This window comes from Burkholderia metallica (assembly GCF_902832845.1).
Lineage (GTDB): Bacteria > Pseudomonadota > Gammaproteobacteria > Burkholderiales > Burkholderiaceae > Burkholderia > Burkholderia metallica.
The window spans coordinates 297,056-308,803 of record NZ_CADFDB010000009.1 but is presented as its reverse complement, the minus strand read 5'-3'; the positions used below and the strand labels follow the sequence as shown (position 1 = coordinate 308,803).

The following is an 11,748-nucleotide window of genomic DNA, read 5'->3' as shown; positions in this document are numbered from 1 at the left end:
GGTTCAGCGCGGGCGTTGCTTGAGCGCGCGCGTGCCGGAAGGATCGACGCCGAGCCACTGCATCGCGACGAGCAGCGGCAGCGTCATCAGCAGGAACAGGATCGTGTACGCGCTGCCGACTTCGAGGCGCAGCGACGCGTACGTATCGGCGAGCCCGACCGGCAGCGTCTTGGTGTCGGGCGTATGCAGCATCCACGTGAGGTTGAATTCGCCGATCGACAGCGTGAGCACCGCGAGCGCGCCGGCGACGATGCCGGGCCGCAGGTTCGGCAGCACGATCGTCACGAAGCGCGTGACGAACGACGCGCCGAGGCTCGCCGCGCCTTCCTCGAGCGTGCGCAGGTCGGCGCCGGCCGCGACGGCTGCCACCGCGCGCACCATGAACGGCAGCGTGAACACGACGTGGCCGACCACGATGAACCACAGGCTCATCCGGAACGCGGTGAAGCCGCCGTACACGACCAGCAGCGCGAGCGCCGATGCGAGACCGGGCAGCGCGACCGGCAGCACGAGCGCTTCCTCGATCGCGCGTGCGACCCGGCTCCGGCTGCGCGCGAGCGCATAGCCGGCCGGCACGCCGATCGCGAGCACGATCGCGAGCGTCGCGAACGCGACGTACAGCGACAGCGCGACCGAGCCGTGATATTGCTGCCACACCTGTTCGAGCCAGCGCAGCGTGAGGCCGCTCGACAGCCCGCGGAAATAGTTGACGGTCAGCCCTGCGAGCACCGACATCACGACGGGCACGATCAGGAACGCGCCCAGCAGCAGCGTGATGCCCCATTGCAGCACGGCGATCGCGCGCGCACCCGCGACGCGCGGCGCGTGCCGGGCAGCGCGCCTGGCGTGAACGGAAGCCGGCGCGGGGGCCGGCGACGGCGCGGAAGAACCGGAAAGCGATGGCATGCGGGAATCCTCAGGCCGCGGCGGCGGCGGTGTGACCGGTGAAGCGGCGCGCGAGCGCGAGCACGACCCACGTGACGATGCCGAGCACGATCGACAGGCCGGCCGCGGTTGCGATGTTCGCGTTCAGCGTGAACTCGGTATAGATCGTCATCGGCAGCACGTTCAGGTCGGTGGCGAGCGTGAACGCGGTACCGAACGCGCCCATCGCGGTCGCGAAGCAGATCGCGCCGGCCGCGATCAGGCCCGGCGCGAGCGCGGGCAGCACGATGTCGACGAAGATGCGCCACGGCGATGCGCCGAGCGAGCGCGCGGCTTCCTCGAGCGACGCGTCGAGCTTCGACGCGGCCGCGATCACGGTGACGATCACGCGCGGAATCGAGAAGTACAGGTAGCCGACGAACAGGCCCGCCACCGAGTACGCGAATACCCACTTGTCGCCGGTGAGTTTCGCCGACAGCATCCCGATCAGCCCCTGACGCCCGGCGAGCATGATCACCATGAAGCCGACGACGACGCCCGGGAACGCGAGCGGAAACGTGAGCAGCGCGAGCAGCACGCGCTTGCCCGCGAATTCGCGGCGCGCGAGCAGCAGGCCGGAGATCGTCGACAGCGCGAGTGTCGCGAGCGTGACGCCCGCGGACAGCGCGACCGTCTCGCCGAGACTCTTCATGTAACGCGCATTGCCGAGCAGCGCCGCGTAGTGCGAGAAGAACGCGCCGTCGGCGGAGACCTGCACGAGCGAGGCCATCGGCAGCAGCCAGAACGCGGCGAACACCGCGAGCGCCGGCGCGACGAGCGCGACGCGCCAGCGCAGCGGGAAAGTCAGGTCGAGCATCGCTTGTGTTCCGCGCCTTACTGCATGACCTGCAGGTATTGCTGGCCGAACGCCTGCTGGCCGGCCGCCATCTTGCCGAAGTCGACCGGCTTCGCGCGCGCATAGTCGCTCGCCGGCAGGAACTTCGCGGCGATGTCCGCACCGAGCGCCTGTGCGCGCACCGGGCGCAGGTACGCGCTGGCCCACAGCTTCTGGCCTTCGTCCGACAGCACGAAGTCCAGCACCTTCTTGCCGTTCGCGTCGTGCGGCGCGCCTTTCACGAGACTCATCACGTACGGCACCGCGATCGTGCCTTCCTTCGGAATCACGAATTCGACGTTCGCGTTGTCCTTGTACTTCGCGCGATACGCGTCGAAGTCGTAGTCGAGCAGGATCGGAATCTCGCCGGACAGCACGCGCGCGTACGCGGTCTGCTTCGGCACGATCGGCGCATTCGCCTTCAGCTTGCGGAACCAGTCGAGCGCCGGCTTGAAGTTGTCGAGGCTGCCGCCGAGCGCCTGGTTCACCGCGACCGCGCCCGCATAGCCGACGAACGCGCTCGACGGGTCGAGATAACCGACCATGCCCTTGTATTCGGGCTTCAGCAGATCGGCCCACGAGCGCGGCACCGGCTTGCCGTCGAGCGCGTCCTTGTTCACGAAGAAGCCGAGCGTGCCCGAGTGGATCGCGAACCAGTAGCCTTGCGGGTCCTTCAGGTTCGCGGGGATGTCGTTCCAGTGCGCGGGCTTGTACGGCGCGATCACGCCCTTGTCCTTCGCCTGGAACGCGGACGACACGCCGAGGTACACGACGTCGGCCACCGGGCTCTTCTGCTCGGCGATCAGCTGCGCGATCGACTGGCCCGAGTTCTTGTTGTCGAACGGCACGCGAATGCCGGTCTTCTGCTTGATCGCGGCGATCTGCGCGGCCCAGTCGGCCCATTCGGGCGGGCAGTTGTAGCAGATCGCCGTTTCGTCGGCATGGGCGGCGGGCGCGCCGGCGACGAGCGCGGCGCAGGCGAGCGGCGCGGCGAACGCGCGCAGCAGCGAGGTCAGGCGAAAGGACACGGTGGGTCTCCGGGCGAGTGTGAGGCGCTGGGTGGCGTGGGGGGTGTGCGGGGCAGGCGGCGCGCGTTCAGGCCTTGCGCAATTGCAGGTCGGCGGCGGGCAGTGCGACGGTCGCGCCGTCGCGCACCGCGTGCGGCAGGATCAGCGACGTGCGTTCGATCGCCGCGCCGCCGATGCATTCGACGAGACGCCGCCATGCGTGGCGGCCGATGTCGCGGTTCGGCGTCGCGACGCTCGCGAGCGGCGGCGCGAGCAGTTCGCCGATGGCGATACCGTCGAAGCCGAGCACCGACAGGTCGTCGGGAATCGAGAAGCCCGCGCGGCGCAGGCCGCGCATCACGACCATCGCGAGCAGGTCGTTGCTGCAGAAGAGGGCGGTCGGGCGCGTCGCGTGCGCGGTGAGATGCGCGAGCACCGCATCGGGCAACTCGGGCGCGTTGAAGTCGACTTCGACCGGCGGCAGCGTGGCCACGCCGCTTTCCTCGAGCGCTTGTGCATAGCCGAGATGGCGCTGGCGCGCCCGATCCGACGCGGCGAGGGAACCCGCCAGCATCAGCACGCGGCGGTGACCGCGCGCGGTCAGCAGCCGCACGCCGTCATACGCGGCGCTGCGGTTGTCGACCGACACCGACGGTCGGCGCTGCGTGTCGTTGTGCATCAGCACGTAGTGCGGGCCGTCGTGGTCGAGCATGTCGAGCAGCGGGTGCGTATCCGCGTCGGCGACGGTGAGGATCAGCCCTTCGACGCGCTGCTCGCGCAGTGTCTCGATCGCATGACGCTCGCGCGCCGCGTCGTATTCGGTCGTCATCAGGATCAGCTTGAAGCCGGCCGCGGTCGCCAGCTCGTCGATGCCTTGCAGGCAGTCCGCGAACACGGGGTTCGACAGCGTCGGCACGACGACGCCGACGAGCCGCGTGCGCTCGCCGCGCAATTGCCGGCCGAGCGGGCTCGGGCGGAATTGCAGCGTGTCGATCGCGGTGCGGATCGTTTGCAGCGTGGCGGGGCTGACGGTATGCGGGGCGTTGATCGCGCGCGAGACGGTGGCGATCGAGAAGCCCGCGAGGGCAGCGACGTCCTTGATGGTCGAGGTCATGAACTCATGCGATGTAAACGTTTTCGGCAGGAAAATTATCGAAAACGTTTGTGACCTCGCGATGACGCAGGCGACGCTTGTTTCGCAGGAAGTACGACACAAACGTCTGACGGATCGGGCCGTCGGACGACGCGAACCCGATTGTATCGGGGATGGTGCGACGCGGGACGAAATCGTCGTCGGCGGGGTGCCGGCGTCGATTACCGCAGATGAATCGGTGTGATGGGGCGCGGTATCGCGATGCGGCGCCGCGGAATAAGGGAGCGCATGCGCAAGCAATGGTAGAATCGCGTCCGCCCTGTTGCCGGGGTGATGAAATTGGTAAACATAGCGGACTTAAAAGTTTGAGTGCCCGGCCGGAAACGGTCGGTGCAGAACCCTTCAAATTCGGCGAAACCCCTGATGCACGCATCGAGGCAACGCCGAGCCAAGCCTCGCGGCATCCGCGAGGAAGGTGTAGAGACTAGACGGGGGGCGCCTAAGGCGCACGGGCAGAGCTCACGCCCGCGCGCGACGGTGAAGGCATAGTCCAGCGCACGAACGGCATCGCTCGAACGACGCCGGCTTCGAAAGAAGCAGTGTGACGAAAATCCGCCGCCTTAACTGGCTTGCCGGTTCGAGTCCGGTCCCCGGCACCATCGATTGCGTCGATGCGATTCGATGAAGGCGAAAAAAACCCGCGAGAAATGCAGCGCTCGCGGGTTTTTTATTTGGCGCACGCACACGCGGCGATACGCCGGCGCGGCGCGCGATGTGCTTGCCTGCGCCGAAAACCGCGCCATGTGATACTGGCACGCACGTTGCACCGCACGCCGGCGCCGCCCCCGGCCAACGCGTGCCGCCGACCGCTTTCTTCATCGTTCGCCTCTCGCAATCCCTCCCGTCATGACCGACTCGACCCATCACTATTACGAACCGTCGCAAGGCCACGGCCTGCCGCACGATCCGTTGAACGCGATCATCGGCCCGCGCCCGATCGGCTGGATTTCCTCCCGCGGCAGCGACGGCACGCTGAACCTCGCGCCGTACAGCTTCTTCAACGCGTTCAACTATCATCCGCCGATCATCGGCTTTTCGAGCACCACCGCGAAGGACAGCCTGCGCAACGTGCAGGAAACGGGCGAGTTCGTGTGGAACCTCGCGACGCGCGACCTTGCCGAAAAGATGAACCAGACCTGCGCAGCGGTTCCGTACGACGTGAACGAGTTCGACCTCGGCGGCCTGACCGCGCTTTCGTCGCGCCTGGTCAACGTGCCGCGCGTGGCGGAAAGCGGCGTGAACTTCGAATGCAAGGTGACCGACGTGATCCGGCTGCGCGATCATCGCGGCGTCGACACGCCGGCCACGCTGGTGCTGGGGGAGGTCATCGCGGTCCATATCCGCCACGACTTGCTGAAGGACGGCATCTTCGACACGTTCGGCGCGGGCATCATTCTGCGTGCGGGCGGCCCGTCGGCCTACGCGCACGTGAAGCCCGACAGCCGCTTCGACCTCTTTCGTCCCGGCGCGTGACCGATCGCGCGCCGCGGTAAGCCGGCCATCGGGCGCACGCGCGCCCGGCCCGAAAAGACCCCGCCCAGATCGACGATCTCGCGGGGTCTTTTGCTTCGACCCCTCGCAGGTTCGCAGCGCGCAATGCGTCCGCCACCGGACGCCCGACGCTCGTCACAGGCCCGACGACGATGCGCTGCAGCAAACACGTCCTTCGCCGCCGCCGGCTGCCGCAGTCGCGTGCCGCCGACCTGCGCCATGGTAAATCTGCTCACCACGAACGAGCGGCTTGGGCATCGACGCCCGCCGCGACAACGCATAGATTTCCAAGGTTGGCGTGCTTATCCGCGCGCCAGCCCGCGCGCAGGCCGGCAACCGGTCGCGCGTTCCCAATCAGCGTGAGACACAATCGAGCGTGGAGACGACACGATGAGCCTGTCAGAGCCATTGCGTCTGCATGTGCCGGAGCCCACCGGGCGCCCGGGCTGCAAGACGGACTTTTCCTATCTGCATCTATCGCCGGCCGGCGCGGTACGCCGCCCGCCGATCGACGTTGCCGCGGCGGACACCGCCGATCTCGCCCGCAGCCTCGTGCGCGTGCTCGACGACAGCGGCAAGGCCGTCGGCCCGTGGGCGCCGGAGCTCGACGATGCGCGGCTGATCGCCGGCCTGCGCGCGATGCTCAAGACCCGCATTTTCGACGCGCGCATGATGATCGCGCAGCGTCAGAAGAAAATCTCCTTCTACATGTTGAGCCTCGGCGAAGAGGCGATCGGCACCGCGCACGCGATGGCGCTGCGCCACGGCGACATGTGCTTCCCGACCTACCGGCAGCAGAGCATCCTGATCGCGCGCGACGTGCCGCTCGAGCGGATGATCTGCCAGCTGATGTCGAACGAAGGCGACCCGCTCAAAGGCCGCCAGCTTCCGGTGATGTACTCGGACCGCGAAGCGGGCTTCTTCTCCATCTCCGGCAACCTCGCGACGCAGTTCATCCAGGCGGTCGGCTGGGCGATGGCGTCGGCGATCAAGGGCGACACGAAGATCGCGTCCGCGTGGATCGGCGACGGCGCGACGGCCGAAGCCGACTTCCACACCGCGCTCACGTTCGCGCACGTGTATCGCGCGCCGGTCGTGCTGAACGTCGTCAACAACCAGTGGGCGATCTCGACGTTCCAGGCGATCGCGGGCGGCGAAGGCACGACGTTCGCGGGGCGCGGCGTGGGCTGCGGGATCGCGTCGCTGCGCGTGGACGGCAACGACTTCCTCGCGATCTACGCGGCGTCGAGCTGGGCGGCCGAACGCGCGCGCCGCAATCTCGGGCCGACGCTGATCGAGTGGGTGACCTACCGCGCGGGCGCGCATTCGACGTCGGACGATCCGACCAAGTACCGGCCGAGCGACGACTGGTCGCATTTCCCGCTCGGCGATCCGATCGAGCGCTTCAAGCGGCACCTGATCGTCAAGGGCATCTGGTCGGACCGTGCGCACGACGCGTTGACGGCCGAGCTCGAGGCCGAGGTGATCGCCGCGCAGAAGGAAGCGGAGAAATACGGCACGCTGGCCGACGACCGGATTCCGTCGCCGGCGTCGATGTTCGACGACGTGTACAAGGAGCTGCCCGCGCACCTGCGCCGTCAGCGCCAGGAACTGGGAGCATGATCATGGCGCAACACGAGACAGGCACGGCAACGCAGCCGATGACGATGATCCAGGCGCTGCGCTCGGCGATGGACGTGATGCTCGGACGCGACGGCGACGTGGTCGTGTTCGGGCAGGACGTCGGCTACTTCGGCGGCGTGTTCCGCTGTACCGAAGGACTGCAGAACAAATACGGCAAGTCGCGCGTGTTCGATGCGCCGATCTCCGAAGGCGGGATCGTCGGCGCGGCGGTGGGGATGGGCGCGTACGGACTGCGCCCGGTGTGCGAGATCCAGTTCGCCGACTATTTCTACCCGGCCTCCGACCAGATCGTGTCGGAAGGCGCGCGGCTGCGCTATCGCTCGGCCGGCCAGTTCACCGCGCCGATGACGATCCGCATGCCCTGCGGCGGCGGCATCTACGGCGGCCAGACGCACAGCCAGAGCCCGGAGGCGATGTTCACGCAGGTGTGCGGGCTGCGCACGGTCATGCCGTCGAATCCGTACGACGCGAAAGGGCTGTTGATCGCATCGATCGAGAACGACGATCCGGTGATCTTCCTCGAGCCGAAACGGCTGTACAACGGACCGTTCGACGGCCACCACGAACGGCCGGTCACGTCGTGGCTCAAGCATCCGGCGAGCGCGGTGCCCGAGGGCTACTACACGGTGCCGCTGGATACGGCTGCGATCGTGCGTCCCGGCAACGACGTGACGGTGCTGACCTACGGCACGACGGTGCATGTATCGCTCGCCGCGGCCGAGGAGACGGGCATCGACGCGGAAGTGATCGACCTGCGCACGCTGTGGCCGCTCGACCTCGACACGATCGTCGCGTCGGTGCGCAAGACCGGGCGCTGCGTCGTGGTGCACGAGGCGACGCGCACCTGCGGTTTCGGTGCGGAACTGGTGTCGCTGGTCCAGGAACATTGCTTCTACCACCTCGAAGCGCCGGTCGAGCGCACGACGGGCTGGGACACGCCGTATCCGCATGCGCAGGAGTGGGCGTATTTTCCGGGGCCGGCCCGGGTCGGTGAAGCGTTGCGACGCGTGATGGAGGCGTGAGATGGGCATTCATGTCATCAAGATGCCGGATATCGGCGAAGGGATTGCCGAGGTCGAGCTGGTGGCCTGGCACGTGGAAGTCGGGCAGACGATCAACGAAGACCAGCCGCTCGCCGACGTGATGACGGACAAGGCGGCGGTCGAGATTCCGTCGCCGGTGACGGGCAAGGTCATCGAGCTCGGCGGCCGGATCGGCGAGATGATGGCGGTCGGCAGCGAGCTGATTCGCCTCGAGGTCGAAGGCGACGGCAACCTGAAGGCCGGTGCACCGGTGCGGGAATCCAAGGTAGAAACCGCACCGGTCGCGGCAGCGCCGTCGAAGGCGGTGGCCGACGCGCCGGCGGAATCGTCGGCCAGGCCGGCTGCGAAGCACGCACCGGCGCAGCCGCGTCGTGCGAAGCATGCCGACGAGCACACGGAGCACGCAGCGCCGCCGCGCGCGGCGCTGGCGCCGGGCGAACGGCCGCTCGCGTCGCCGGCCGTGCGTCAGCGCGCGTGGGACATGGGCATCGAACTGCGCTATGTGCGCGGCACCGGTGACGCAGGGCGAATCCTGCATGCGGATCTCGATGCGTATGCGCGCACCGGCGGCGGTGCGACGCGCGGGTCGCAACCGCGCGGCTACGACGAACGCCACGATGAAACCGACGTACCGGTGATCGGCCTGCGGCGCGCGATCGCGCGCAAGATGCAGGAAGCGAAGCGCCGCATTCCGCACTTCAGCTACGTCGAGGAAGTCGACGTGACCGAACTCGAATCGCTGCGCACGGAGCTGAACCGCCGCTACGGCGACACGCGCGGCAAGCTCACGCCGCTGCCGCTGCTGATCCGCGCGATGGTGATCGCGCTGCGCGACTTTCCGCAGATCAATGCGCGCTTCGACGACGAAGCGGGTGTCGTCACGCGCCACGGTGCGGTGCACATGGGCGTCGCGACGCAGACGGACGGCGGCCTCACGGTGCCCGTGCTGCGTCATGCCGAAGCGCGCGACGTGTGGGCGATCTCCGCCGAGATCGCGCGGCTCGCCGACGCGGTGCGCACGAACCGCGCGCAGCGCGACGAACTGAGCGGCTCGACGATCACGATTTCGAGCCTCGGCGCGCTCGGCGGCATCGTGTCGACGCCGGTCATCAATCATCCGGAGGTCGCCATCGTCGGCGTGAACCGGATCGTCGAGCGGCCGATGATCCGCGACGGCGCGGTCGTCGCGCGCAAGATGATGAACCTGTCGTCGTCGTTCGACCATCGCGTCGTCGACGGGGCGGACGCGGCCGAATTCATCCAGGCCGTGCGCGCGGTGCTCGAGCGCCCGGCGCTGCTGTTCGTGGAGTGAGCCCGATGAAGAACGAACACACCACGCTGCTCGTGATCGGCGGCGGCCCGGGCGGCTACGTCGCCGCGATTCGCGCCGGCCAGCTCGGCATTCCGACCGTCCTCGTCGAGCGCGACCGGCTCGGCGGCACGTGCCTGAACATCGGCTGCATTCCGTCGAAGGCGCTGATCCACGTGGCCGACGCATTCGAACAGGCGTGCGGCCACGCGGGCGACGGCGCGCTCGGGATTCGCGTGCGCACGCCGGAGATCGACATCGCGAAAAGCGTCGCGTGGAAGGACGGTATCGTCGACCGGCTGACGCGCGGCGTCGGCGCGCTGCTCAAGAAGAACGGCGTGCGCGTGCTGCACGGCGACGCGAACGTGGTCGACGGCAAGACCGTCGACGTCGTGGCCGGCGGCCACACGACGCGAATCGGCTGCGAGCACCTGTTGCTCGCGACCGGTTCCGAACCGGTCGCGCTGCCGTCGATGCCGTTCGGCGGGCACGTCGTGTCGTCCACCGAGGCGCTGTCGCCCGCGACGCTGCCGAAGCGGCTCGTCGTCGTCGGGGCCGGGTACATCGGGCTCGAACTCGGGATCGTCTATCGCAAGCTCGGCGTCGACGTGAGCGTCGTGGAAGCGGCGGAGCGCGTGTTGCCTGCGTACGATGCCGAACTCGTGCGACCGGTCGCCGATTCTCTCGCGCGCCTCGGCGTGCGGTCGTGGCTCGGCCACACGGTGCTCGGGCTGGACGAGCACGGCGCGGTGCGCGTGCAGGCCGCCGATGGCGCCGAGCAGACGCTGCCGGCCGATCGCGTGCTGGTTGCCGTCGGCCGCAGGCCGCGCGTCGACGGGTTCGGGCTCGAGACGCTGATGCTCGATCGCAACGGCCGCGCGCTGCGGATCGACGACGCGTGCCGGACCTCGATGCGCAACGTCTGGGCGATCGGCGACGTCGCCGGCGAACCGATGCTCGCGCATCGCGCGATGGCGCAAGGCGAGATGGTGGCCGAGCTGATCGCCGGCAAGCGCCGCACGTTCACGCCCGCGTCGATTCCGGCCGTGTGCTTCACCGATCCCGAGATCGTGACGGCCGGCTGGTCGCCGGACGATGCACACGCGGCCGGCGTCGATTGTCTGAGCGCGTCGTTCCCGTTCGCGGCGAACGGGCGCGCGATGACGCTGCAGGCGACCGACGGCTTCGTGCGCGTCGTCGCGCGGCGCGACAATCACCTGATCGTCGGCTGGCAGGCGGTCGGGCGCGGCGTGTCGGAACTGGCCGCGGCGTTCTCGCAGTCGCTGGAGATGGGCGCGCGTCTGGAAGACATCGGCGGCACGATCCATGCGCATCCGACGCTCGGCGAAGCGCTTCAGGAAGCGGCGTTGCGCGCGCTCGGACACGCGCTGCATGTGTGACGGGCGGGCCTGACAGGGCGTCGTCGGTGCGTTGCGCACGCCACGGCGGCGCGCCGATCCCGCAACCGGTCTGATCCGGTCGCCCGTCTCCGCGCGCGGGGTCGGGAACGGGTGGAGGAGCCGCGCCAGCCGGGCCGCATTCGATTGCCCGGGCCGGCACCTGACAGGCTCGTAATTTTTCGAGACGAGAGGAGGGTTGTCGGCGCCGCGTCCGCCGACGATCATGTCGATAGCCGGAAACCGGGCCGCTTCGGGCCCGCCAACGCAGGCTCCACACGGAAGAACCGGACATGAAACTGCTGCTCGTCGGCGCGACCGGACTCGTCGGGCGATACGTCCTCGAAGTCGCGCTCGCCGATGCGCGCGTCGATCAGGTGATCGTCCTCGCGCGCCGGCCGTTGTCGCCGCACCCGAAGATGCGCGCAATCGAGGTCGATTTCGATCGTCTGCCCGACGCCGCCGACTGGTGGCATGCCGATGCGGTGATCTGCACGCTCGGCACCACGATGCGAACCGCCGGTTCGCAGGCGGCGTTCCGGCGCGTCGACCACGACTATCCGCTCGCGGTCGCGCGGCTCGCGCACCGCCACGGCACACCGGCTTACGTGCTGAATTCCGCACTCGGCGCGAACCCGGCGTCGCGCATCTTCTACAACCGCGTGAAGGGCGAAGTCGAGCAGGCGCTCGCCGGCGTCGGGTTCGCGTCGCTCACCTATGTACGGCCCGGCCTGATCGGCGGCAGCCGCGACGAATTCCGGTTCGGCGAGCGGCTGCTGGTGTTCGCGCTGAACGTCGCGCGCCTCGTGTTGCCGGCGAAGTGGCGCGTGAATCCCGCGTCGCGGATCGCCCGCGCGATGCTCGACGCGGCGATCGACGCGCGGCCGGGCGTGCAGGTCATTGCGTCGGAGCGGCTCGTCTGACGCGAAGCGGACGGCTCGCGCC

11 protein-coding genes are annotated in these 11,748 nt (G+C 68.7%); 7 read left to right on the top strand and 4 right to left on the bottom strand.

Features of this window, described 5'->3' with window-relative positions; all coding sequences use genetic code 11:
• Window positions 1-3: 3 nt before the first annotated feature.
• The 4 genes from HWX08_RS24730 to HWX08_RS24715 all read right to left on the bottom strand — a co-directional run bounded on the left by HWX08_RS24730 (window position 4) and on the right by HWX08_RS24715 (window position 3,880).
• On the bottom strand, window positions 4-906 hold the full coding sequence (locus tag HWX08_RS24730; protein WP_174921365.1) for an ABC transporter permease: 903 nt from the start codon (window positions 904-906) through the stop codon (window positions 4-6).
• 10 nt (window positions 907-916) lie between these two features.
• The gene (locus HWX08_RS24725) at window positions 917-1,741 is read right to left on the bottom strand and encodes an ABC transporter permease (protein ID WP_069256241.1); all 825 of its coding nucleotides are present in this window, start codon (window positions 1,739-1,741) and stop codon (window positions 917-919) included.
• Window positions 1,742-1,758: 17 nt separating this feature from the next.
• The gene (locus HWX08_RS24720) at window positions 1,759-2,787 is read right to left on the bottom strand and encodes an ABC transporter substrate-binding protein (RefSeq protein ID WP_069256242.1); all 1,029 of its coding nucleotides are present in this window, start codon (window positions 2,785-2,787) and stop codon (window positions 1,759-1,761) included.
• A gap of 67 nt (window positions 2,788-2,854) precedes the next feature.
• On the bottom strand, window positions 2,855-3,880 hold the full coding sequence (locus tag HWX08_RS24715) for a LacI family DNA-binding transcriptional regulator (protein ID WP_174921364.1): 1,026 nt from the start codon (window positions 3,878-3,880) through the stop codon (window positions 2,855-2,857).
• A 660-nt stretch (window positions 3,881-4,540) separates the two neighbouring features.
• Between HWX08_RS24715 and HWX08_RS34635 the strand changes: the two genes are divergently transcribed.
• The 7 genes from HWX08_RS34635 (at window position 4,541) to HWX08_RS24685 (ending at window position 11,726) form a co-directional block, all read left to right on the top strand.
• Window positions 4,541-4,666: a hypothetical protein gene (locus tag HWX08_RS34635; RefSeq protein ID WP_257785858.1), complete on the top strand. Its 126-nt coding sequence runs from the start codon at window positions 4,541-4,543 to the stop codon at window positions 4,664-4,666.
• 99 nt (window positions 4,667-4,765) lie between these two features.
• Window positions 4,766-5,392: a flavin reductase family protein gene (locus HWX08_RS24710; protein WP_069256244.1), complete on the top strand. Its 627-nt coding sequence runs from the start codon at window positions 4,766-4,768 to the stop codon at window positions 5,390-5,392.
• 408 nt (window positions 5,393-5,800) lie between these two features.
• Window positions 5,801-7,033 carry a 3-methyl-2-oxobutanoate dehydrogenase (2-methylpropanoyl-transferring) subunit alpha gene (locus HWX08_RS24705; RefSeq protein ID WP_069256245.1) on the top strand — a complete coding sequence of 411 codons (1,233 nt, stop codon included), beginning with the start codon at window positions 5,801-5,803 and terminating at the stop codon, window positions 7,031-7,033.
• Between the two features lie 2 nt (window positions 7,034-7,035).
• The gene (locus HWX08_RS24700; RefSeq protein ID WP_069256246.1) at window positions 7,036-8,076 is read left to right on the top strand and encodes an alpha-ketoacid dehydrogenase subunit beta; all 1,041 of its coding nucleotides are present in this window, start codon (window positions 7,036-7,038) and stop codon (window positions 8,074-8,076) included.
• Between the two features lies 1 nt (window position 8,077).
• Complete coding sequence (locus HWX08_RS24695; protein WP_174921363.1) at window positions 8,078-9,409, top strand: dihydrolipoamide acetyltransferase family protein; 1,332 nt, start codon at window positions 8,078-8,080, stop codon at window positions 9,407-9,409.
• 5 nt (window positions 9,410-9,414) lie between these two features.
• Window positions 9,415-10,806, top strand: a complete 1,392-nt coding sequence (gene lpdA / locus HWX08_RS24690; protein ID WP_174921362.1) for a dihydrolipoyl dehydrogenase — start codon at window positions 9,415-9,417, stop codon at window positions 10,804-10,806.
• Window positions 10,807-11,096: 290 nt separating this feature from the next.
• On the top strand, window positions 11,097-11,726 hold the full coding sequence (locus tag HWX08_RS24685; protein ID WP_174921361.1) for an NAD(P)H-binding protein: 630 nt from the start codon (window positions 11,097-11,099) through the stop codon (window positions 11,724-11,726).
• Window positions 11,727-11,748 lie beyond the last annotated feature (22 nt).